Annotated in this window: 22 protein-coding genes; 10 read left to right on the top strand and 12 right to left on the bottom strand. The window is 62.1% G+C overall.

Annotation, left to right across the window (positions count from 1 at the left end):
- From VFB05_RS17010 to flaF, 3 genes are all read left to right on the top strand, one after another.
- Positions 1-178: flagellin (locus tag VFB05_RS17010; protein ID WP_325014082.1), on the top strand; the 178-nt coding region annotated here is incomplete at its 5' end.
- Between the two features lie 264 nt (positions 179-442).
- Entirely contained in the window at positions 443-2149 is a 1707-nt protein-coding gene (locus VFB05_RS17015; RefSeq protein WP_325014038.1) for a DUF1522 domain-containing protein, read from the top strand.
- Between the two features lie 215 nt (positions 2150-2364).
- Positions 2365-2730 (top strand): flagellar biosynthesis regulator FlaF, encoded by a 366-nt coding sequence (gene flaF, locus VFB05_RS17020; protein ID WP_325014040.1) that lies wholly within the window; start codon positions 2365-2367, stop codon positions 2728-2730.
- 37 nt (positions 2731-2767) lie between these two features.
- Here flaF and VFB05_RS17025 read toward each other — a convergent pair whose 3' ends face one another.
- The gene (locus VFB05_RS17025) at positions 2768-3127 is read right to left on the bottom strand and encodes a hypothetical protein (RefSeq protein WP_325014042.1); all 360 of its coding nucleotides are present in this window, start codon (positions 3125-3127) and stop codon (positions 2768-2770) included.
- A 311-nt stretch (positions 3128-3438) separates the two neighbouring features.
- Between VFB05_RS17025 and VFB05_RS17030 the strand changes: the two genes are divergently transcribed.
- Complete coding sequence (locus VFB05_RS17030; protein ID WP_325014044.1) at positions 3439-5493, top strand: NF038122 family metalloprotease; 2055 nt, start codon at positions 3439-3441, stop codon at positions 5491-5493.
- 113 nt (positions 5494-5606) lie between these two features.
- On the opposite strand, the gene VFB05_RS17035 is transcribed toward VFB05_RS17030, so the two are convergent.
- From VFB05_RS17035 to VFB05_RS17045, 3 genes are read right to left on the bottom strand one after another with little or no spacing between them, the layout of a single operon-like run.
- The gene (locus VFB05_RS17035; RefSeq protein WP_325014046.1) at positions 5607-6107 is read right to left on the bottom strand and encodes a hypothetical protein; all 501 of its coding nucleotides are present in this window, start codon (positions 6105-6107) and stop codon (positions 5607-5609) included.
- Positions 6104-6433 (bottom strand): flagellar assembly peptidoglycan hydrolase FlgJ, encoded by a 330-nt coding sequence (gene flgJ, locus VFB05_RS17040; RefSeq protein ID WP_414643211.1) that lies wholly within the window; start codon positions 6431-6433, stop codon positions 6104-6106. Before flgJ ends, VFB05_RS17035 begins: the two co-directional genes overlap by 4 nt.
- A 50-nt stretch (positions 6434-6483) precedes the next feature.
- The gene (locus VFB05_RS17045; protein ID WP_325014051.1) at positions 6484-7608 is read right to left on the bottom strand and encodes a flagellar basal body P-ring protein FlgI; all 1125 of its coding nucleotides are present in this window, start codon (positions 7606-7608) and stop codon (positions 6484-6486) included.
- Positions 7609-8047: 439 nt separating this feature from the next.
- On the opposite strand from VFB05_RS17045, the gene VFB05_RS17050 reads away from it, so the two are divergent.
- Positions 8048-8464, top strand: coding sequence for a flagellar assembly protein FliX (locus VFB05_RS17050; protein WP_325014053.1), 417 nt, complete (start codon positions 8048-8050; stop codon positions 8462-8464).
- A 9-nt stretch (positions 8465-8473) separates the two neighbouring features.
- On the opposite strand, the gene VFB05_RS17055 is transcribed toward VFB05_RS17050, so the two are convergent.
- On the bottom strand, positions 8474-8845 hold the full coding sequence (locus tag VFB05_RS17055; protein ID WP_325014056.1) for a helix-turn-helix domain-containing protein: 372 nt from the start codon (positions 8843-8845) through the stop codon (positions 8474-8476).
- A 143-nt stretch (positions 8846-8988) separates the two neighbouring features.
- Between VFB05_RS17055 and VFB05_RS17060 the strand changes: the two genes are divergently transcribed.
- Positions 8989-9600 (top strand): NAD(P)-dependent oxidoreductase, encoded by a 612-nt coding sequence (locus VFB05_RS17060; protein WP_325014058.1) that lies wholly within the window; start codon positions 8989-8991, stop codon positions 9598-9600.
- A gap of 211 nt (positions 9601-9811) precedes the next feature.
- On the top strand, positions 9812-10177 hold the full coding sequence (dksA, locus tag VFB05_RS17065) for an RNA polymerase-binding protein DksA (RefSeq protein ID WP_325014060.1): 366 nt from the start codon (positions 9812-9814) through the stop codon (positions 10175-10177).
- A gap of 75 nt (positions 10178-10252) precedes the next feature.
- Here dksA and VFB05_RS17070 read toward each other — a convergent pair whose 3' ends face one another.
- Both VFB05_RS17070 and VFB05_RS17075 read right to left on the bottom strand, forming a co-directional pair.
- Positions 10253-10696: a hypothetical protein gene (locus tag VFB05_RS17070; RefSeq protein ID WP_325014062.1), complete on the bottom strand. Its 444-nt coding sequence runs from the start codon at positions 10694-10696 to the stop codon at positions 10253-10255.
- Positions 10697-10808: 112 nt separating this feature from the next.
- Positions 10809-12983 carry a carboxypeptidase-like regulatory domain-containing protein gene (locus tag VFB05_RS17075; protein WP_325014065.1) on the bottom strand — a complete coding sequence of 725 codons (2175 nt, stop codon included), beginning with the start codon at positions 12981-12983 and terminating at the stop codon, positions 10809-10811.
- A gap of 250 nt (positions 12984-13233) precedes the next feature.
- Here VFB05_RS17075 and lpxD point away from each other — a divergent pair, with 250 nt between their 5' ends.
- Entirely contained in the window at positions 13234-14286 is a 1053-nt protein-coding gene (lpxD, locus tag VFB05_RS17080; RefSeq protein ID WP_325014067.1) for a UDP-3-O-(3-hydroxymyristoyl)glucosamine N-acyltransferase, read from the top strand.
- A 3-nt stretch (positions 14287-14289) separates the two neighbouring features.
- Here the strand turns inward: lpxD and VFB05_RS17085 are convergent, their stop codons facing one another.
- Entirely contained in the window at positions 14290-14505 is a 216-nt protein-coding gene (locus tag VFB05_RS17085) for a hypothetical protein (RefSeq protein WP_325014069.1), read from the bottom strand.
- Between the two features lie 243 nt (positions 14506-14748).
- Between VFB05_RS17085 and VFB05_RS17090 the strand changes: the two genes are divergently transcribed.
- Positions 14749-16890: an HAD-IIIC family phosphatase gene (locus VFB05_RS17090; protein WP_325014071.1), complete on the top strand. Its 2142-nt coding sequence runs from the start codon at positions 14749-14751 to the stop codon at positions 16888-16890.
- A 159-nt stretch (positions 16891-17049) separates the two neighbouring features.
- Positions 17050-18204 (top strand): 2OG-Fe(II) oxygenase, encoded by a 1155-nt coding sequence (locus tag VFB05_RS17095; RefSeq protein WP_325014073.1) that lies wholly within the window; start codon positions 17050-17052, stop codon positions 18202-18204.
- Between the two features lie 170 nt (positions 18205-18374).
- Here the strand turns inward: VFB05_RS17095 and flgH are convergent, their stop codons facing one another.
- From flgH to VFB05_RS17115, 4 genes are all read right to left on the bottom strand, one after another.
- Positions 18375-19130, bottom strand: coding sequence for a flagellar basal body L-ring protein FlgH (gene flgH / locus VFB05_RS17100; RefSeq protein WP_325014076.1), 756 nt, complete (start codon positions 19128-19130; stop codon positions 18375-18377).
- A 5-nt stretch (positions 19131-19135) separates the two neighbouring features.
- Positions 19136-20182, bottom strand: coding sequence for a flagellar basal body P-ring formation chaperone FlgA (gene flgA / locus VFB05_RS17105; RefSeq protein WP_325014084.1), 1047 nt, complete (start codon positions 20180-20182; stop codon positions 19136-19138).
- An 11-nt stretch (positions 20183-20193) separates the two neighbouring features.
- Positions 20194-20988 carry a flagellar basal-body rod protein FlgG gene (gene flgG, locus VFB05_RS17110; protein ID WP_325014078.1) on the bottom strand — a complete coding sequence of 265 codons (795 nt, stop codon included), beginning with the start codon at positions 20986-20988 and terminating at the stop codon, positions 20194-20196.
- A 22-nt stretch (positions 20989-21010) separates the two neighbouring features.
- Positions 21011-21481: flagellar basal body rod C-terminal domain-containing protein (locus VFB05_RS17115; RefSeq protein ID WP_325014080.1), on the bottom strand; the 471-nt coding region annotated here is incomplete at its 5' end.

Raw genomic sequence — 21481 nt, forward strand, 5'->3', positions numbered from 1 at the left:
GGACTTCAACAAGAACCTGATCAACGTGCTGCAGACCGGTGCGTCGAACCTGACGCTGGCCGATCCGAACGAGGAAGCGGCCAACAGCCAGGCGCTGTCGACCCGCCAGTCGATCGCGGTCTCCGCGCTCGCGCTCGCCAATCAGTCGCAGCAGAGCGTGCTCCAGCTGCTCCGCTGATCCGCGAAAGCAATCGATCAAAAGCCAAACGGCGGGGGAAACCCCGCCGTTTTCGTTTGGTCGGACGGGTTTTTCAGGAGACGGAGAGGGCTGAGAAGGCCAATGAAATCGCGCTTATTTAGAGTGATGTGCGCAGTAACCATTCGTTAACCAGTTCGCTTAAGCCGCCGTTAATCATAATTTAAACCCCTGACCCTATGGTGAGGGAGAAAGGTAGTTCCGGCCGCGACCGAATCGGCCGCTGTCAGCATAGGAAGGTCAACAATGTCCGGTATCGTTCTTTCGGCAGCAGTCCGCCAAAATCTTCTCTCGTTGCAGTCGACGGCCGCGCTGCTAGCGACGACCCAGAATGACCTCGCCACTGGCAACAAGGTCAACACGGCCCTCGACAACCCCACCAACTTCTTCACGGCGCAGGGGCTCAACAACCGCGCTTCGGATATCAGCAGCCTGCTCGACAGCATCGGCAACGGCGTTCAGGTGCTCCAGGCTGCCAACACCGGTCTCACCTCGCTGGAGCAACTGGTTCAGAGCGCCCAGTCGGTTGCAACCCAGGCCCTCCAGACCACGGTCGGCTACTCCACCAAGTCGAGCTTCTCGGTCGCGCTCGGAGCGGGTGCAACTGCTGCGAACCTGTTCGGCGGGTCCTCCTTCACGGCTGCGACCTACACCGGCGTTCCCGTCAACAACAACCTGACCACGCCGGCTGCCATCACCGCCGCGACCTCGCTGACGAAGGCCACCAACACCGACACCATCACCGCGACAATCGCCAACGGCGACACGTTGACGGTTGACGGCCACACCATCACCTTCAAGACCGGTGCGCCGCCGGCTCCCGGTTCGGTGGTTGCGGGCTCCGGCGTTTCGGGCAACATCGTCACCGACGGCAATGGCGATAGCTCGGTCTACCTCAACGGCGGTACAGGCTCCGTTGGTGATCTGTTGACCGCGATCGACCTTGCCACCGGTGTCAAGACGGACTCGAACTCCGCCGGCGTTGCCACCATTGGCACCGCGACCGGCGCCACGCCAGCTTCGGTCACAGGTGGTGCGATCTCGATCTCGACCGGCACAGCTGCCGATCTGAGCATCTCTTCGAGCAACACGAGCTTGCTTAGCGCACTCGGCATCGGCAGCGGCAGTGCGACCACGAGCCTCGCCCGCACGACATCCTCGAGTTCGAACCTCGCCGTCGGCACGGTTCTGGACATCCCGGCGGTCGGTACCGGTACGGCGACCTCGATCACGTTCGGCACCGGTGCCGGTCAGATCAAGGACCTCAACGGGTTGAACTCGGCGCTGGCTTCCAACAACCTTCAGGCCACGCTGGACGCCAACGGCAATCTGACGATCATTACCAGCAACGACAACGCTTCGGCGACGATCGGTGCGCTCACGGGTTCGACCGGCATCTTCGCCGGCAAGTCGGCTTCGGCTCCGGTTGCCGATCCCACCGCTCAAGCCACTCGCGCCGGCCTGATCTCGCAGTACAACAACATCCTGTCGCAGATCAACACCACCTCTCAGGACTCCTCGTTCAACGGCATCAACCTGTTGAACGGCGACACGCTGAAGCTGGTGTTCAACGAGACCGGCAAGTCGACGCTGAGCATCACCGGTGCGGACTTCAACGCTGCGGGCCTCGGCCTCTCCAATCTGGTGGTCGGCACCGACTTCATCGACAACAACGCAACCAACAAGGTGCTGACGGCACTGCAGGGCGCTTCGTCTCTCCTCCGCTCCGAAGCCTCGAACCTCGGCTCGAACCTGTCGGTGGTGCAGATCCGTCAGGACTTCAACAAGAGCCTGATCAACGTGCTGCAGACCGGCGCGTCGAACCTGACGCTGGCCGATCCGAACGAGGAAGCCGCCAACAGCCAGGCGCTGTCGACCCGCCAGTCGATCGCGGTCTCGGCGCTCGCGCTTGCCAACCAGTCGCAGCAGAGCGTGCTCCAGCTGCTCCGCTGATCGAACAGCAAACGACGGAACGTCAAACGGCGGGAGAAATCCCGCCGTTTTTGTTTTGATCATGCGGCTGCCGACTGGCAGGGCGATTGCCTGATCCGTAATTTTTCGGAAGCATTCTCCGGCTACCGCTAACCATATTTTAAAGGCAGCAACCGTATAAAAGTTGGGCAGTTTTCGGCGGCCCTCGTACTGCATGTTCCCTGTTGGAGTGATGAATGTCTCAAGCAGCCCAAGCCTATTCCCGCACGTCGCAAGTAACCGGCAACGCGAGGGAGATAGAGGCGCAGGCGCTGCTGACGGCGGCCAAGAAACTGCGAGACGTGCAGACGAACTGGAATGGTCCCGACGCCAAGATGCACAAGGCGTTGCTGTTCAATCGTCGTCTGTGGGCGATCTTCATGAGTGCCGCTGAAGAAGACAAGAATCCGCACACGATCGAGACTCGTCAGAACATCGCCAACATCAGCGTTTTCGTCATGCATCAGACGGTCGAGATGCAGTTGAACCCGGACCCGAAAAAGCTGAAGCCGCTGATCGACATCAACTGTCAGATCGCGGCGGGTCTCGCGGGCAGGGCCTGAGAGAGTTTCGTTCAGGCGACTGACTACGTTTGTGGTCTTATGCTCTCAAATCGGTCGCGAGTGGTCGCGTCCGCGAATCCTTGACATCCAGCGAGTGGAAATAGGTACGGCGGCGAAGCGTCGCGTCATCCGGAAATTGCTGGACCACCTGGCCGGTCAGCGCATCGACGGACTGGAAGACGATCGAAGCCGCAGCGGTGTCGAAGAACGCCTGGCGCGACAGATCACTCGGGCTCTGTTGAGTGTTGTTGCTCGTAACGCTCGCATCTGATGCGGTGACGGTTTGGTTTGCCGGCAGTTGCGTAGGCACGCCGCCGATCGCCGCGTTGCTGGCGGCGGGCGGTAACGACACTGGAACCGGCGCCCCCACCGGTCTGATGCTGAAATCCGTACTCATGGCAGCCTCCTGGCTCTCCTCGAGTCAAATCCCAACCCCTCAACGTCGGCAATTATGATCTCAACGTCTCAATGCATTGTTAGAGAACACGCTTAAGCCCGCGCTGATGGTAACGCGAGAATTTTAGGAAAATGCGTTGATATTCAACGGTATATCGGTCTCCCAAAGGGAGGCTTCGGCGCTCCCGGGCGGCAGTGCGATCCCTAAGGGTTGGTGACCGGGTCTTAACCGTTTCCCCGTTACTGTCGGTTGTGGTGGTGTAGCTGCACGTCAAGGCGGCTGCGCACAGCGTTGCATATGAGTAACCTTTTATGACTGCGGCCGTCAGTGGATATTCAGCGAGCCAGATTGCCTCGCTATCGACCAGCACGGTCTCGTCGTGGACCAGTGCCGACGTCGCGTCGCTGAGCTCGGCTCAGATTTCCGGCCTTAATGGCGATCAACTGAATGCGCTGTCGTCGTCCGCAGTCCAGGCGTTCAGTTCCTCGCAGATCAGCGCCATATCCTATTCGGCCTTCCTCACGCTGTCCGGCTCGCAGATCGCCAATCTCACCACCACCGAGGTCGGTGGCCTTTCGACTGGTCAGATCCAGGAATTGACGGCGACCCAGCTCAACGGCCTGCCGCAAGCGGATCTCAACGCCCTGAATGTCGCCAGTCTAACCAAGGCGCAGGTCCAGAGCCTGGACAGTTCGTCGATCAGCAACCTCTCCAACGCCCAGGTTGACGCGCTGATCAGCTCGCATCCCAATACGCTGACGCCGACGCAGATCGGCGAGCTGACAACGACCCAGCTCAACGGCATCTCGCAGTCCTCGTTGCAATCCCTCGACATTGGTCAGCTGACGACTTCGCAGCTTCAAGGTTTGACCACGGCAACCTTCGGCAATCTCGCCTATTACCAGCCGCGGGAACTGTCCAACACGCAGATCGCCGCCTTGACCGCGACGCAAAGCGCCGGCCTGACGCGCGACGCGGTCGCCCAATTGACAGAAGGGCAGATTGCGAACCTTTCGACCTCGGCCGTCGCTGCACTTTCACAGGCGGCGATCGCGGGCCTCAGCGCCGGCCAGATCAAGTCGCTTTCGGTCGCAGATCTCAACGCTCTGTCGGTGAGCCAGATCGGCGGTTTCTCTTCGGCGCAAACCAGGGCGCTGACGTCGCAGCAGCTCAACGGGCTCAGCCAGGCCAACATCAACGCGCTTGACGTGACCGATTTTACGACCGCCCAGTTGCAGGTCTTGGGCATCGGATTGGCCAATCTGTCGACGACGCAAGTGAACCAGTTGTCACAAGTTCAGGTGGTTGCGCTCGATCCATCGCAGGTCGGCAGCCTAGGCAGTGGCGCCAGCGGACTTTCGACGCAAAATCTTGCCAGTTTGACCGCCCAGCAGACGGCGTCCCTGCTTGCCACTCAGGCCAACAATTTGTCGGTGGCACAGATTTCCTCATTCACCGCGCAGCAGCTTTCGACCACGACGGTGGTCGGCGCCGCCAACGGGCTGAAGTTCAACCTGTCCTGGGGCTCGAGCACGGCGAATGCGCCGTCAGGCTTCCGTAACGCTGTTGTGGCTGCGGCAGCCGGGCTATCGTCAAACATCAGCAACAACACGACCGTCAACATCCAGGTCGGGTACGGCGAGGTGGATGGATCGCCGGTGTCGTCGGGCGCCGCCGCGCAGAGCGTAAGCTTTGTGCGCGGGGTCAGCTATGCCGCGCTATTGTCCGCGCTTCAGGCCTATTCCGGCAACTCGGCGGTGCAGACGACCGCGGCGGCGAGCCTGCCAGGGACCAATCCGACCAGCGGCGGCACCTTCTTGACCACGACGGCGGAGGCCAAGGCGCTCGGCCTGACCGGCGCGAGCAGCAACCTCGACGGCTATGTCGGACTGTCGAGCGCGCTTTCCTTCGAGTTCAACGAGACCGCAGCCTCAGGCAAATATGACGCGATTGGCGTGATCCAGCACGAATTCAGCGAAGTCATGGGCCGCCTGTCGTCGGTCGGCGCCGCTTTCGGCGCGAATGTCTACACGCCGCTCGATCTGTTCCGCTACACCTCGACCGACAACAGCAACCCCTCGTCGGGAACGCCGACCCGCTCCCTGACGCAGCAGGCCGGCAATTTCGATTACTTCTCGATTAACGGCGGCACCACGAACCTGGGCGGCTTCAATTCCTCGACCGGCTCCGCGGACTATGGCGACTTCAACGGCACGACGGGGCTTGACCCGTTCGGCTTCGCCTATTCAGGCAGTACCCAGCCCTTGACCGGCAACGACGTCACTGCGCTCGCCGCGCTCGGCTGGAATCAGACGGCCCACGGCGTGACGCTGGCGCAGGCGGCTACCGCCTACGCGCTGGTTTGATTTTTCGCTTGCGCCGTGAGCTGTCTGCGGCGCTGAGCCATTTTTCTTCCAGTTTTCGTCAGCCGGCGCTCGGATTTCCACGATAATAGAGGCAACGGAGCCGCCAGGCTCCGCTACAGCGAGCGGCTGACCGCCAGCGGCGTGAGATGACGCGCGGTGGGATTCACGCGGCGGCCGCTTGCGCCATAGGTGTTGGGAATGTTGCGGCGTTGAATCTCGGCGTTGACGCCACGCACGATGCTTTCGGATACCGCATGCGCGGTCGCAAGCACGGTGAGATTGACCTGCAACAGGGCGCGAAACGTATCGTGGTGACGGCGCAGCGTCGCCAGCAGATCGGGCGCTGCCTTGGCGAGATATTGGTGGCTCGCCTTCACGCGGGTGACGGCGGTGACATAACGGCGCGAGGTTTCCGCTTTCTGCGGCTCGAACGCCATCGCCTCGCGAATCTTGCCGGCGCGCACCAGCTCGGTTTCGCGTTCGATGATGCCGAGCAGGTCGCTCATGACATCCATCAGCTCTTCGGCGAGCTTGCGCGCCTCGGCCGGGGTTGACGCCGTTGACGGCGCTGTCTTGGCCGCTGGAGCGGGTTGTCGTGAGGGATGCTGGTTCATGCCTGTTTTCCCTGGATCTGACCGCCGACCTTGGCCTGCTGCATGATCAGCGTGCGATACACTTGCTTGGCGATGCCGACGCCGCCGGCCTTCGCGAAGGATTTGGAATATTGTTCGATCTGCATGGAACGCCAGATGCCGGTGCCGACGGTAGAGCCGAACGGGCCTTCGCCCTTCACGCCATTGGCCATCTCCGAGAACATCGAGTTGATGAACATGCCTTCGAAGTTCTGCGCCTGCGTTTGTGCCTTGGCTTGCATCTGCGGCGCCACCTTGTTGAGCGCAGCGGCGAAGTCGAAGTCCGGGCGGTTGTGGTAGCTGGGCATCACGGTTTTACCGATCGCCGCGAGACTGTTGTTGACGTGAGCTGCCTGCATCACATCACCTCGATGTCGGCTTCGATCGCGCCGGCGGCCTTGATCGCCTGCAGGATGCCGATCAGGTCGCGTGGCCCGATGCCGAGCCCGTTGAGGCCGTCGACGAGTTGCTGGAGCGAGACGCCGTCTTTCACGACGGCGAATTTCTTGCCTTCTTCGGTCACGCCGACGCTCGTTCGCGGCGTCACCACGGTTCGTCCGCGCGAGAGCGGGTTCGGCTGGCTGACCTGCGGGCTTTCCGAAATCGAGACGGTGAGGTTGCCTTGCGCGACCGCGACGGTGGCGACGCGGACGTCGCGGCCCATCACGATGATGCCAGAGCGCTCGTCGATGATGATCTTGGCGCCTTGATCAGGCTCGACCTGCAATTGCTCGATCTCGGTCAGGAAGGCGACGACGTTGCCCTTGAACTCCGGCGGGATCGAAAGCTGCACGGTGGAGGGATCGAGCGGCTCGGCGGACTTTGCGCCGAGAAAGTCGTTGACCGCCGAGGCGATGCGTTTGGCAGTGGTGAAATCGGCGTTGCGCAAAGCGAGCCGCACATTGGGCAGGCGGTTGAGCGCGAATTCGATTTCGCGCTCGATGATGGCGCCGTTGGCGATGCGGCCGACCGTAGGCACGCCGCGGGTGATGCTGGCGGCCGCGCCTTCGGCCTGAAAACCGTTGATGGTGACGGAGCCCTGCGCCACCGCATAGACGTTGCCGTCGGCGCCGAGCAGGGGAGTCACGAGGAGGGTGCCGCCTTGCAGATTCTTGGCATCGCCAAGCGCGGAGACCGTCACATCCATCCGCGTTCCCTGGGTTCCGAACGGCGGCAGATTGCCGGTGACCATGACGGCGGCGACGTTGCCGGTGCGAATGGTGGCGCCGCGGATGTTGACGCCCATGCGCTCGAGCATCGCTTGTAGTGACTGCTTGGTGAAGGGGATGTTGTTGAGGGTGTCGCCCGTGCCGGCAAGGCCGACGACGAGGCCGTAACCGACCAGCTGGTTCTGCCGCACGCCCTCGATATTCGCGAGATCCTTGATCCGCGACGTTGCGCCGGCCGGCGTCACATGGACCTGCAGCGCCACAAGCGCCGCGCAGCCCAGTCGAAACACTCTTCTCCAAAACACGCCTGGCATCCTCTGCTCCCCGCTGAGGGTCTTCTCGAACTTTCGGATGCGCCCAACACTCCCATGAAGAAGCGATCCGCCCATTAACTATGCGAGCGCCATGCCAGAGCTTTTCATCCACCTAGTGCATTGATTTTGCTGATGAGTTCAGCAGGCAGGCGGCCGCTTCCATGGCTGCGGCAAAGCCGAAACTGCCGCCCCGCGGCAGATTTTGCCGGGTGATTTACGTTGCATTAACCAACGCAGAGCCATGCTGCGCGTCATCAAGGCGAAGGGACTCGTGCGGCGAATTTGAAGTTCCTATCAGGGATCGCGGCGACTTCGTCATAGGAACTTCAAATTCAAAGCCGCACGAGGAACCAACAGGTTGCTAGAGCTCCTTTGATTCCGAAGTTCGCATCAGAGGTTGCCGCGATATCAAACGAACTTCGGAATCGGAGCTCTAGGCATGCGCATTACAGGGCCAAACGGCACAAGTCTGGGGTCCCAGACATCCGGCGTCCGGCGCACCAGCTCCGGCGGTTTTTCGCTGCCGGAGGATGCAGCTTCCACTGGCGAGACGCGCGCCACCATCGCTCCCAAGGCAACGGCCAATATCGATGCGCTGCTGGCGTTGCAGGGCATCGAGGATGATCCGGTCGAACGGCGCAAGCGTTCGGTGCAGCGCGGCAAGCGGGCGCTCGATGTGCTCGACGATCTCAAGCTGGGCCTGTTGTCAGGCAATCTGGACGGCGCAACGGTCAGCCGGCTGCGCGATGCCGCCGCCAATCTCAAATCCTCCTCGGGCGATCCGGGCCTTGATGCCGTGCTTGCCGAGATCGAACTGCGCGTCGAGGTCGAACTGGCGAAAGCCGGGCAGCACTAGCTCAGTTTCTCACGCCGCCTTCGCATGGCGCTGCGCGTCGTAACGGCGCTGCGCGGCCAATACGTCCTTCAGATTTCGCTCCGCCCAGTCGCGCAGGGGATCGACGGCGGCGGCGAGCGTCTTGCCGAGCGGGGTGATCGAATATTCCACGGTCACCGGCACGGTCGCGATCGCGTGGCGCCTGACGAGGCCGTCGCGCTCCAGGCTTTTGAGAACCTGCGAGAGCATCTTTTGCGAAATGCCTTCAATGTCGCGGCGTAACTGATTGAAGCGCAGAGCTTCATGGCGGAGCAGCAGTAGGATCAGCACCGCCCATTTGTCGCCGACGCGATCAAGAATCTGGCGCGTTGGGCAATCAGCCGAATAGGCATTTGCTTTCATGGCAATCGAACTCCGAAAAAGCCGTTTGAGGATAAGGAGGAGTTACCCCGGCGTAATCAGGTGATCCCAAAGTGCGTTCTTAACACCAGCTTCCAAAACGCTATCTAGTCACCGTTGGTAACTATAGCACATCGGAGACAAGCATGAAGATCGCCATCGCCGGCGCCTCGGGGCGCGCCGGGTCCTGCATCACGGCCGAACTCGCCCGTCGCGGCCATCACGTCACGGGAATCGCGCGGAACCCGGACAAGATCGCCAAACTCCCCAATGTCACGGCAGTTACCGGCGACGCCAACGACCGTGCCGGGCTTGCCAGATTGTGGGCGGGCCACGACGCCGCGATCAGTTCCATCCACTTCCTGGCCAGCGACGCCGAAACGCTGATCGGCGCGGCCAGGGATTCGGGCGTGCCCCGCTACCTCGTGGTGGGCGGCGCAGGCTCGCTCGAAGTCGCCCCCGGCGTGCGGCTGGTGACGACGCCGAATTTCCCGCAGCAATACAAGGCGGAGGCCGAGAAGGGCGCGGCCTTCCTAGACCGTTTGGGCCGCGAAAAGGGGCTGAACTGGACCTTTCTGTCGCCATCGGCGCTGTTCGACTTCGGGAGCCGGACCGGAAAGTTCCGCCTGGGAGGGGAACAGCTGCTGGTCGATTCGGTCGGCAAGAGCTGGATCTCGTTCGAGGACTTCGCAGTTGCGATGGCCGACGAAATCGAGCGTCCGGCCCACGTCCGGGCACGCTTTACCGTCGGCTATTAACCAGACCCGATCGATTTGCCTGTGCAGTGGCTTGGCCGAGGCGGTCGGGCGGGCCACGCCAATATTGTCTGTCGCAAGACGCCGCTATATAAGGCGCCGCGCGAGGGAACTCCTGCCTCGTGCGGTGCCGCAAGGACGCGGCCTTCAGGTGAAAGACGGGCTGGCCTTGGAAAAGTTGAAGAACTATCGACCGACCGAAAAAGAGCCGTTCATGAACGAGCGGCAGCGCGACTATTTCCGCGCCAAGCTGCTGGCCTGGAAGGACGAGATCCTCAAGGAATCGAAGATCACCTTGCAGACGCTCCAGGAAGAGAACGTCAATCATCCCGATCTCGCGGACCGCGCATCGTCGGAAACCGACCGCGCGATCGAGCTGCGCGCTCGAGATCGCCAGCGCAAGCTGATCTCCAAGATCGATGCGGCCTTGCAGCGGATCGAGGACAATACCTACGGCTATTGCGAGGAGACCGGTGAGCCGATCTCGCTGAAGCGGCTGGAAGCAAGGCCGATCGCGACGCTGTCGGTCGAGGCGCAGGAGCGCCACGAGAAGCGCGAGAAGGTCTACCGCGACGAGTAGGGCGCGAGCGCCGGCGCGATGAGATCTTAGATCGTCATCGCTCCAGCGCGCTGATCGCGAGCGCGACTTTTTAGATCATGCTTGAAGTCTGCGCATCGCTGCGTTGAGCGCGGCGGCAAGTCCGTTCGGATCATCCGTGCCGATGCGACGGATTTCGCCAGATTTCAGTTTGAGCTCCACGGCATCCAAACCCGACACATTATACAGAGTAAGGCCGGGAGCTTTCCGGATGCCAAATCCGTTCTGCCATTGGTTGCGCACGACGCTCACCGAACGAATTTCGCCGAGCCCGAGTCGGTAGGTCCAGAGCCCTGGACCGAAATACCATCTGACTTCACGCCCCTCGACCTCGACCGTGAGCGAATGGAAGACGATGTAAAACCCGGTGAGAACAATCAGCATGGCGATCAACGTCGCCTGCTGCCCGGTTATTCGCCACGCGATAACGGCCCCAACGACGCCGATGGCCGTGCAGACCGCGAGAATCGTGGTGCCAGGCTGAGTGTGACGGTAAGGCATGGCCGCGCTTAAACCCCTTTCAAACGCAATTGCTTCGCTGCATGTTTTGATGCAGCGAAGCAATTAAGGTCACGTTGAAATCGGCCTGCAGATTTTCTGCAAGCGCGAGCAGCTAGTCGGCCAGCGGATCCGGGCGCATCTGCACCTTGAACACACGCGGCATCGCTTCCTTCCCGCCCTCGCTGTGGAAATACGCGCGCGTGCCCGTCGTGGTCCAGAGCCCGCGGCCTTTCCACCCGGCATTCGGATCGTCGATGCGGCCATCGGCGCCCTTTGAGAAGAATCCGAGCGGGTAGGGGATACGAAGATCGACAAACTTGCCGTTGACCAGAGCGAGCATTGACTCGCTGCCATTGGCCATGGCGATCGGCACGTCCTTGCCGAGGCCGAGCGTATCGTAGAGGTCGAGCCAGATGTAATAGGCGTGGTTGGCGCTGCCCTTTTCGTCGACTCCTTTGAACTGAGGCCCAGGCATCCGGTACAGTGTCCAGCCTTCAAGGCACTGTTTTCCGCTCGCTGCACCCTCGCCGGAGAGCGGCTCCTTGCACTTGGAGCGGTCGAAGCTTGCCATATGTCCGCTGGACAGCACGGTCCACGCCACGCCCTTGGAGTCGACTTCCACGCCGCGGGTGCCGAACGCACCCTCTGGCGGCACGAAGATTTCAGAGATCGCCGTCTTGGCTGGATCGCTACCGGGTATCAGGCGGACCAGCGCGCTCGCTTGCCCGATGCGAGAGAAGCCCGGGCCCATCACCTGGCCCCAGATGACATCGCCCTTGGGGCTCGGCATGACGCCATAGAAGGCATCCTTCACCCATTTATCCTTGCCGGGCTCGATCGGCTTGTCCATCGCCACGAAGGCTTCGCGTTTGCCCGTGCCGCTGACATTGGCCACGGTCGGCGTCCAGCCCTGCGACTTCATCTCGTCGCCGGTTGCATCGAACTTTTTGACGTCCAGCCAGCCGACCACGCCACTGTAGGGCTGCGCAGCGCTTAACCACAACTTATCGTCCTTGTCGAAAGACAGATGATGCGTGGTGAAGCAGGTATCGATCATCGTCCACTTGTCCGTCTTCGGATCATAGACCGAAAGCTGACGCCCGGATTGATCGAGCGGTGCGACCTGCGCCGATTCCAGATCCGATCCGGCCTTGCAACTCGCCGGGTTGGGGGCGCGGCGTATTCTTGCCGTGAACCAGACGCGGCCTTTCTCATCCATCATCGGATTGTGGACTGAGGTGTGGCCATCCCAAATCGCCTCATCACCCCAGAACACCGACGGAGCCAACGGCTCGTCCTTGACGCTCGGCAACTGCTGGTCCCTGTAAGGTTCGTGGATCAAGGACGTGGTGTTCTTGACGGGATCAAGCACCGGGATGTCATCCGAGCTTTCTTCCGGAGAACCGTAGATCTTGCCGTTGGCGTTGACGGTCGGGTTGCGCTTGTCCGTCGAGATCTCGTCGTGGAGATACATTCCGTGCTTGCCCCATTCCCATGAGGTGATCACGACATTGCGCTCGACGCCCTTCGGCCGTTCCGGCTTGTCGAAGGGAAGTTCGCCAGCCGCGATCCGGTCGGTCCAGTCGGCGAACATCTTGTAGGCGCGCTGTGGCCCCATGAAGCTGAGGGTTAGCGCCATGTTCTTCATGGCCTGACCGGATTGCACGCGGCGTTCCCACATCTCCTCCGAATTCTTGAACTCGCCGAGTTCCTTGACGTGCGGGTGACGGATGTTGTCGCTGCCAATCGCGTGGCAGGACTGGCACGAATTCTTGATGGCGTCGATGTAGTCGGCTTGCGAATGTATGCCGGCCGCTATTCCGGTCGGGCTCTTGTCGGAGCCGGGAAACTCGCTTGTCGCGGGTATCTTGATCATCGAATACCAGTACATGCCCGGATAGTATTCGGCCGCAGCTGCCGCGTTCGGCGCAGGCTTTGCTTTCAATTCGATGGTCTTGCCGGGCGTTGCGTCCTGCTTGTCGGAGTCGACGAGGCCATAGCCGCGCGCCCAGACTTTGTACTTGGCCGAGGGCAGCTGCGGAATGACGAACTGGCCGGCGTCGTTGGTGACGACCGACTTGGCGTATTTGGTCGGAAGGTCAGTCGTCTCGGCGATCACCCAGACGCCGGCTTCCGGACCATTGGGGCCAGTGACCTGGCCGCCGATCGCGTCGGACTTGACCGACAGTGCCTTTTGCTGCGCGTTGGTGGGGCCGCTCCATGCCATAACGAATGCGGCGATCGCGGCCCCGGTAAGACACGCGTTCGAATGGCGACGAAAAGTCATGCTTCGCTCCCGATTTGTTTTGCTGAACTTCGACGTTTCAGCTTTTCGACAATGTGAAATTTTGCTTTGTATTATAATAGCATCGGACGAATGCAGATGGGTGTCAACGTGGTCCGTTGGCGTCAGCTGCTCACATCTTGGTTGGACGCGCGGTTGCTTGTGCATCTTGCTCGTGGAGTGGATTGCGATAATACGAACGTCGATATCGCGGCTGCAGTCTTCGCAAGGGCGTTAATGATTGGATCGGTTAATGGGAAATCGTCGCTTCTTTGATCGCCCGCAGGGTTTGACGGTCGACGAAATCGTTGCACTGACCGGCGCGGAAGTCAGTCAGGCTGCGCCGGCGTCGCTTGTGATCAAGGGCGTGGCGCCGGTCGATCTCGCCGGACCTTCGGATCTCGCCTTTGTCGACGGCAACAAATTTGCCGATGCGCTCGCGACCACCCGCGCCGGCGCTTGCCTGATGCCGAAACGCTTTGCGGAGCGTGCGCCGAAGGGGCTCACCGTCCTCATATCGGAACAGCCGTATCGCGCTTTCGTCGCGGTGCATCGCAAGCTCTATCCAGAGTCGCTGCGGCCTGCCTCGCTGTTTGAGGCCGACGGTGTTTTCGAGGGCGCAACCGTCCACCCGACGGCGAGACTCGAAAGCGATGTCACCATCGATCCCGGCGCGGTGATCGGACCTCGCGCCGAGATCGGTGCGGGCACTCTCATCGCCGCCACTGCCGTCATCGGTCCTGACGTCACGATCGGCCGCGACTGCCGGATCGGCGCCGGCTCTTCGATCACACATACGCTGATCGGCGATCGCGTCGTGATTCATCCGGGTTGCCGTATCGGCCAGGATGGCTTCGGCTACACGGAAGACGCCGCCCAGCAGAAGATTCCGCAGACCGGCCGCGTCATCATCCAGAACAACGTCGAGATCGGCGCGGGCACGGCGATCGATCGCGGCGGCATCCGCGACACCGTGATCGGCGAGTCGACAAAGATCGACAACCTTTGCCAGATCGGACACAACTGTCAGATCGGCCGGCATTGCATCATCGTCGCGCAATGCGGATTGAGCGGCAGCGTCACGCTGGAGGATTTTGCCGTGCTCGGCGGCTCGGTTGGCCTCGCGCCGCATGTTGTGATTGGCCGCGGCGCTCGCGTCGCGGCCCGCTCGGGCCTCATGCACAATGTTCCCGCTGGAGAGACCTGGGGCGGCTATCCCGCCAAGCCGCGGACACAGTGGATGCGGCAGGAGTTGACCTTGGCGCGGCTTGCTGCGCCGGGTGAAAAAGGCCGGACAAAGCCCTGAATATCAGCGCGGCACTTCGACCGCGCCGCAATTATAGCGGTGCGCCAGCGCGCAATCCTCTTCCTGCGACATGTCGACGAGCTTGTTGACAAAGAGATAGTCGAGCACGAGCGCTGCGGCGAGCCCGCCAAAGACGATCAGAAGCCCTCGGTTGGACAGATGACCGCCCTCGTTGCCGGCTCGTGGGGGCGTGGTCTTCTGGCTGCCGTCCTGATTCATGATTCGCCAGCCTTCGATTCGTCGCGGCTTGCCGTGGTGGATCGGATTCCCATCCGCATCCATTCCGCTAGTATAGGCAAGTGGAGTGGATTTGACATTCGCTAACACCCAGCCCCGCGCTCGCAAGCGAATGTCAAATCCAAAACTCCGCTTGAATCTATATTTGGCAGTGGTCCTGTGATTCTAACATTCGCAAAAGTGGTCGCCGCAATGGGAGGCGAATGTTAGAATTGGACCACTGCTATGATTCTCCGCCGCTCCCGCTTCGTTCATCTGTTGCCTGTCGGCCAGGGCCGCACGCTGATCGTGCATGCGATCAGCCATATGCGTCTTCCGGCTGACGGCGAGATCACGGCGCTGCTGGACTATTTCGCCGAACCGCGCCGCATCCCGGAAGACTGCGACGCCATGGCGGCGCTCTTCGCCAGACCCGGCGACAATCCGGCAGGGCTGCGCGAGGTGATCGAGCGCACCGCCATGGAGCTCAAGTCGCGCCAGATCCTGACCGAACTGACCGCCGAGGAGGAACTCGCCGCGATCGGAGAGGAACTCTCCGCCAAGCACGGCCGCGATCCCGCGGAGATGCTGGAGAACTACCGGCGCAAGCTGAAGGAGGGCGGTGCCGCCTACTGGGCGGTCGGCGCGTCCTATGGCTTGGAGGATTTCAGCGGCACGCGCCGGCGCGTCGACGCCCTTCTGTTTGGCGATTGCGATATCCAGATGGAAGCCGATTTCCTGCGCAAGGAAGCCGCAAGGCGCGGCATCGACCTGCACGTGGCGGCGACGTTCCCCGACGACGTCAGGTTTGCCGGCGAGCACAAGCACGACGTGATCTTCGTCGGCGCGCTGAGAGTGCGCCACCTCGTCGCCGAGGACCTCGAGAACGGCCTCAATCCGCATGCGCCCTATGTTGCCTACACGACCGAGCTTCTGACCAAGCTGCGCGAGATCACGTCAGCGCCGATCCTGATCGACAATCTGCCCGAGCCAACGGTGCAGCCGCTCGGCCTCGCCGAACGCGGGGTCAAGGGGCATCGCACGCGTTTCCGTCTGACCAATGTTGCGCTCTCCGAAGTCGCGGTGGCGTTTCCCGATGTCTATGTGGTCGATATCGCCGCCGCCCTCGGCGCGGCCGGATCGGAGCGCATGCTCGACGACGGTCAGGTCGGCTTTACCCATTTCGGCTCGCCGGGCTGGATGCTGCAACGGCCCGAAAGCGAAAAGGCCGCGCTGCATGGCATTTTTCCCGACATCGCGCCGCTGGCGCATGCGCTCGGCGGCGACCCCTATGGCCGCGAGGCGGTGACCGCGGAAAAGCACATCGACGCGCTCGCCACGGTGATGGGCATCGGCCGCAAGAAATGCATCATCCTCGACCTCGATGGGACGCTGTGGCCGGGCGTACTGGCCGAGACCGGCAGTCCGTTCGCCTGGACGCCGGAAATATCCGGCGCGTTTTCCTATATCGGGCTCTATTTCGGCCTGCATGAAGCGCTGAAGGCGCTGAAGAAACGCGGCGTCGTGCTGGCCTGTGTGAGCAAGAACGACGAAGCCACAGTGCGCGAGCTTTGGAAATATCCGGATCATTATCCGAAACAGCGCCTGCTGACGCCGGATGATTTCGTTACCTGGCGCGTCAACTGGGACGGCAAGGTCGGCAACATCCGCTCGATCGCGGAAGAGCTCGGCTTTGCGCTCGATGCCTTCCTGTTCATCGACGACAATCCGGTCGAGCGCGACCGCGTCCGGCAGCGCCTGCCTGAGGTCGAGGTCTGGGGCGAGGATCCGTTCTCCTTGCGCCGGCGCCTGCTCAACGATCCGCGCTTGCAGATTCCCGTGGTGACAGCGGAAGCCGCTTCCCGCAGCGAACTCGTCAAGGCGCAGATCGCGCGGGCGCAGCTGCGCGGCGAGACGATGGGGGAAGCCGAATATATCGAGCAGTTGCAGATCAAATGTGCGATCGAGCGTATCTCGTCGTCATCGCCAAAACTGCAACGGATCGAAGAGCTGTTTCAGCGCACCACCCAGTTCAACACCACGGCGCGAAAGTTTTCTTACGCCGAACTGGCGGCTCTGGCATCGAGCGCCGACGCGCGGCTGTATGCGATCGAAGTCTCGGACCGGCTCGGCGACTACGGGCTGGTCGGCGCGGCCGTGATCGTCAATGGCGAGATCGTCGGGCTTGCCATCAGTTGCCGGGCGCTCGGCATGGGCATCGAGCACCGCTTCCTGCGCCACATCCTCGATGAGATGACGGCCGAGCTGCGCGATCTGAGCGCGCGGATCATCCCGACCTCCCGCAACATCCCCGCGCGCAACATCTACCGCGACAATGGCTTCACCGAAGCCGAGCCCGGACTGTGGCTGTTCGCGAAGGCGGGTTGAAGGCGGGTTGAAAGACCGGGTCTTTAGCCGCGCTTTTGTTTCAGGATGCGTCCGGGAGCGCTCCTCGCAACACGCTGCAACGGCCGAGTTAACGCTTCTAAAGATTTCGTTAAGCATACTGACTTATTGCCAAAAGACTTCACGGCAGGGACTCAATCCATGAGCAGCACGAAAACGGACAGCCCGCGCATCATTCTCGGCGATCCCGTGCCGTGGTTCTCGCTGCCGGTTGTGACCGGCGGATCGTTTGACCTGCAGGCCAGCGGCGGCCGCTGGGTTGCCTTAAGTTTCGTCGGCCCGCTCTCCGACCCCCGTGCGATGGCCGAAGTCTCCGAACTCGCACAGCTCTCGACCTCGTTCGACGAAGATCACCTCGTCATCGGATGCGTGTTCACCGGTGCGGCCGAAAACGTCGAAAGCCTTGCTGCGATGACGAGCGGTAGCTTGTCGTTTCTCGCCGATCAGGACGGCGCCATCAGCCGCATGTTCGGCGCCGGCGAGATGCCGCGCACCGTCATCATCGATCCGATGCTGCGGGCGATCGCCGATATCGCCTGGGACAATCCGCAAGGGCACGCAAACATGGTCCGCACCGTCGTCCAGGGGCTGCCCCCGGTCGATGATTCCGCCGGAGTTCCGATGTTCGCGCCGGCGCTCTTGGTGCCGCGCGTCTTCAGCTTCGGTATCTGCGATTTCCTGATCCAGTTCTACGAGACGCAAGGCGCGGTCGATTCCGGCTTTCAGTTCGACGTCGACGGCAAGACCGTCACGCTGTCCGACTGGCGGCTGAAACGGCGCAGCGACGTTCCGGTCGGCGTGCCGGAGGTGCGCGAATTGATCCGCGACCACATCGTGCGGCGGCTGGTGGGGCCGATCGAACGGTACTTCCAGTTCAAGGTGACGCGGATGGACCGCTATATCGTCGCTTGCTACGACAGCGCGGTTGCCGCTCACTTCCATCGCCATCGCGATAATATCAACGCCGGCGCCCAGCATCGCCGCTTCGCGCTCTCAATCAATCTCAACAATGATTTCGACGGCGGCGATCTCATGTTCCCCGAGTTCGGCCGCAAGACCTACCGGCCGTCGGAAGGCGGCGCGCTGGTGTTTTCGTGCGGCGCGCTGCACCAGGTGACGCCCGTCACCAGGGGCAAGCGCTACGCCTTCCTGGCGTTCATGTATGGCGAGGAAGACGTCACGCTGCGCGAGGCCAACAATGCCAAGCTGCACGCCGGCGAGCTCCAATATACCGCCGGGCGCGACCGTCTGTTTCCGGAAAAGGCGAAGCCCGAGATCATCCCCTCGGTCGCCTGAATCCTCCACCGAAGAATTTGAAAGCGGATCGTCTCTGACGGTCCGCTTTTTTCTGTGCGGAATTTCAGCATCCCAAAAAAGAATTGCGGCCCTCGCCAGGGGAGCTGACGAAGGCCGCGTTGAACATCTCACCGCGCCTAGGTTCGCGGTGCGATGTGGGAGCTCGTGAATTAGAAGGGCAGCAACACGTCCATGACCTGGCTGCCATAACGCGGCTGCTGGAGGGAGCTGATCTCGCCATGGCCACCATAGGCGATGCGGGCCTGCGCGATCTTCGAGGAGTCGATGACGTTGTCGCTCTGGATATCCTCGGGCCGTACGATGCCGGCGACGATCAGCTCGCGCTTTTCGTAGTTGACGCGGATCTCCTGCTTGCCTTCGACCACCAGATTGCCGTTCGGCAGCACCTGCGTGACGATCGCCGCGACGTTGGTCTGCAACGTTTCCTGCCGCACGATCGAACCCTTGCCGTCGGTCTGGGAATTGGAATCCGCCTGGAACATGCGTCCGGTCAGCGCTTTTTGCGCGTTCTGGCCGAGCAGAGCTGAGCCCAGGAAGGCCGTGATACCGGTATCTTCCGTGGCGGTGCGCTGGCGCTGGGTCTCGTTGGCGAAGTTGGCCTGGTCGGTGATGTTGACGGTCACCGTCAGGAGGTCGCCGATCTGGTGCGCGCGCTGATCCTTGAAGAAGGAGCGCGAGCCGTTTCGCCACAGCGAATTGGGATTGTAGGACACGACCTCCGGCTTCGGCATCGGCATCTGTACCGGCTTGTAACCTGGCTGCGTCGTCGGGTTCTCAATGGCCGACAGTCTTGGCTCCTCGCCGATCTGGGAGAGCCGGTCGATACCGGAACAGCCGCTGGTGATGCTGACGACGGTCAGCATGGAGCCGGCAAGCGCGATACGTTTGAACTTTGAAGCCAACATCTACGTTACTCTGCTTTCGAATTCGGCGCGTTGTTGCGGCTGGCTACGGAAACCGGCGCTTCGGTCTCGGCGTCGGCTGTGGAATAGCGGGGCGTGATGATCGAGATCGCGACCTGGTCGCGCCCGACAACCGTCCCGGTGATGGTGCGCTTGGATTGCAGGTTGAGCACGGTCACCGTGTCGCCTTCGGTGCCGGCGTCGACGGCCTTGCCGCGCGCGGTGAGATAGATTCCGGCCGATTCGTAGATCAGCGTGACGTTGTCGTCCTTCTGGACCAGATCGGGCTTGCTGACGTCGGCCGTGTGCAGCGCCTGTCCGGCGCGCAGCGATCTGCGCACCTGCATGCCGACGGCGTGGCCGCGCGTCGCGGCATCGACGCCGACTTCGGCTTTCGGACGCCGCTCGATGACGACGTCGGAGCCCTTGAGCACGTCGCCGCGATCGACGTTGCGGGTCAGGACCGCGGCATCGAGCATCTCGACGGCAACGCCGGTGAAGCGCAACTTGGTGCGGACGCTGTTGACGTCGTTGTTGATCTCGAAGGTGACGTCGAAGCGGCCGCTGCGCGGCTCGTAACGCGTAGCCGTGGCCTGCAAGGCGCCGTTGTTCCAGGCATCCAGCCGGAGGTCCTGCACATCGCGGTCGAAAGTCAGGCTGAGATTGGCCGCATCGCCGAGGCCGCTGCGATGTTCGATCGCATGGGCCACCTGGGATTCGATCTCTTTGGCATCGATGAGGCGCGCGAGCCGTGTCACCGTCACCGCCTTGATGTCGCGCGTCTCGACGCCGATCACCTGATGCGCCTGGAGCACGCTGATGACCTGGGCGGTCGGCAGCGTTCCGGTCGTGCCGAGGTCGGGCGAGCGGTAGATCGCGATCTGCGCCGCGGTGCCTGCGTTCTCGACCATGTCGCCGACCCGCACGATATCGCTTTCCACCGTGACCTGTGCGCGAAGCACCGGCGCCGCGATGGTATCGTCCTTGGCCTGGGCGTGCGCGGCGGAGTGCGCCGCGACGAGCAGGGCGGTAACGAGGATCGAGCGCGCAAGCATCATCTACTCCCTCAGCGGAACATCGCAGTCGTCGTTTGCATCATCTGGTCGGCGGCCGAGACCACTTTCGCATTCATCTCGTAGGCGCGCTGGGCCGCGATCAGGTTGGACATTTCCGAAACGACGTCGACGTTGGCGTTCTCGAGACTGCCCTGGCTGACGCTGCCAAAGCCTTCCAGGGTCGCGATGCCGTCCTGCGGCGGCCCCGACGACGGCGTGTCGACGAAGTCGTTGTTGCCGACCGGCAGAAGGCCGCCCTTGTTGACGAAACGTGTCAGCGTCAACTGGCCGATGATCTGCGAGGTCAGCGTCGACGAGCCCTGTGGGATCACGGAAACCTGTCCCTGGGCGTTGACCGACAACCCCGTTGCGTTCTGCGGGATCGTGATGGTCGGCTGCACCGGATTGCCCTGTGCGTTGACGATGCGGCCGGTGTTGTCCATCTGGAACGTGCCGTCGCGCGTATATTGAAAAGTGCCATCGGGCATCAGGATCTTGAAGAAGCCTTCGCCGGTGATGGCGAGGTCGAGATCGTTGCCGGTCTGCGACAGCGTGCCTTGCGTCATGGTGCGCGGCGTGCCGACGGTCTTCACGCCGCCGCCGAGATCGATGCCGACGGGGAGGATGGTGCCCTGATCGGAGGCCTGCGCGCCGACGCGGCGCACATGCTCGTAGATCAGGTCCTGGAACGCCGCGGTCTGCTTCTTGTAGCCGGTGGTGCGCAGGTTGGCGATGTTGTTGGAGATCACCTGAACGTTGAGTTCCTGTGCCGCCATTCCGGTCGCTGCGGTGTGGAGCGCTTGCATTTGGGTTACTCCTCAGGAAGGCTCAGGCCGGAACTTCGGCAAGTTTCTCGATCGCCGACTTGTGCAGGTCGTGCTCGGCGGCCAGCATGTTGGCGATGTTGGTGTAGGTGCGGTTGATCTCGATCATCCGGCTCATCTCGATCACCGAATTGATGTTCGACTTCTCGACATAGCCCTGCTGCACCATGGACTTGGTGTCCTGCGCGGGCGCCGTGCCGTTTGGCGCGGAAAACAGGTTGTTGCCCTGCTTCAGCAGCTTCTGCGCGTCGGCGAAGCTCACCACGCGCAGCTTGCCGCGGATCGAGTCGGTGCGGCTGTTGCCTTCGAGCACGGTGATGGTGCCGTCGGCGGAAATGGTGATGTCATGATCGGTCGGCTGGAAAGTGATCGGACCCGATGTGCCGAGCACGGCATCGCCGGAGTGGGTGACGAGCTGACCGGTGTTGTTGATCTGCAGGTTGCCGTCGCGGGTGTAGCGCTCGCCGCCGGCGGT

The organism is Bradyrhizobium sp. (assembly GCF_035652035.1).
Lineage (GTDB): Bacteria > Pseudomonadota > Alphaproteobacteria > Rhizobiales > Xanthobacteraceae > Bradyrhizobium.

Excerpts from the sequence above, each read along its gene's own strand:
- flgJ (WP_414643211.1), bottom strand. The coding sequence starts at position 6,433 with ATGCCCAGCTACCACAACCGCCCGGACTTCGACTTCGCCGCTGCGCTC.
- VFB05_RS17015 (WP_325014038.1), top strand. The coding sequence starts at position 443 with ATGTCCGGTATCGTTCTTTCGGCAGCAGTCCGCCAAAATCTTCTCTCG.
- VFB05_RS17030 (WP_325014044.1), top strand. The coding sequence starts at position 3,439 with ATGACTGCGGCCGTCAGTGGATATTCAGCGAGCCAGATTGCCTCGCTA.
- flgA (WP_325014084.1), bottom strand. The coding sequence starts at position 20,182 with ATGCTTGCGCGCTCGATCCTCGTTACCGCCCTGCTCGTCGCGGCGCAC.
- flaF (WP_325014040.1), top strand. The coding sequence starts at position 2,365 with ATGTCTCAAGCAGCCCAAGCCTATTCCCGCACGTCGCAAGTAACCGGC.
- VFB05_RS17070 (WP_325014062.1), bottom strand. The coding sequence starts at position 10,696 with ATGCCTTACCGTCACACTCAGCCTGGCACCACGATTCTCGCGGTCTGC.
- flgH (WP_325014076.1), bottom strand. The coding sequence starts at position 19,130 with ATGTTGGCTTCAAAGTTCAAACGTATCGCGCTTGCCGGCTCCATGCTG.
- VFB05_RS17075 (WP_325014065.1), bottom strand. The coding sequence starts at position 12,983 with ATGACTTTTCGTCGCCATTCGAACGCGTGTCTTACCGGGGCCGCGATC.
- VFB05_RS17090 (WP_325014071.1), top strand. The coding sequence starts at position 14,749 with ATGATTCTCCGCCGCTCCCGCTTCGTTCATCTGTTGCCTGTCGGCCAG.
- flgG (WP_325014078.1), bottom strand. The coding sequence starts at position 20,988 with ATGCAAGCGCTCCACACCGCAGCGACCGGAATGGCGGCACAGGAACTC.
- VFB05_RS17025 (WP_325014042.1), bottom strand. The coding sequence starts at position 3,127 with ATGAGTACGGATTTCAGCATCAGACCGGTGGGGGCGCCGGTTCCAGTG.
- VFB05_RS17060 (WP_325014058.1), top strand. The coding sequence starts at position 8,989 with ATGAAGATCGCCATCGCCGGCGCCTCGGGGCGCGCCGGGTCCTGCATC.
- dksA (WP_325014060.1), top strand. The coding sequence starts at position 9,812 with ATGAACGAGCGGCAGCGCGACTATTTCCGCGCCAAGCTGCTGGCCTGG.
- VFB05_RS17085 (WP_325014069.1), bottom strand. The coding sequence starts at position 14,505 with ATGAATCAGGACGGCAGCCAGAAGACCACGCCCCCACGAGCCGGCAAC.
- VFB05_RS17045 (WP_325014051.1), bottom strand. The coding sequence starts at position 7,608 with ATGCCAGGCGTGTTTTGGAGAAGAGTGTTTCGACTGGGCTGCGCGGCG.
- VFB05_RS17095 (WP_325014073.1), top strand. The coding sequence starts at position 17,050 with ATGAGCAGCACGAAAACGGACAGCCCGCGCATCATTCTCGGCGATCCC.
- lpxD (WP_325014067.1), top strand. The coding sequence starts at position 13,234 with ATGGGAAATCGTCGCTTCTTTGATCGCCCGCAGGGTTTGACGGTCGAC.
- VFB05_RS17050 (WP_325014053.1), top strand. The coding sequence starts at position 8,048 with ATGCGCATTACAGGGCCAAACGGCACAAGTCTGGGGTCCCAGACATCC.
- VFB05_RS17035 (WP_325014046.1), bottom strand. The coding sequence starts at position 6,107 with ATGAACCAGCATCCCTCACGACAACCCGCTCCAGCGGCCAAGACAGCG.
- VFB05_RS17055 (WP_325014056.1), bottom strand. The coding sequence starts at position 8,845 with ATGAAAGCAAATGCCTATTCGGCTGATTGCCCAACGCGCCAGATTCTT.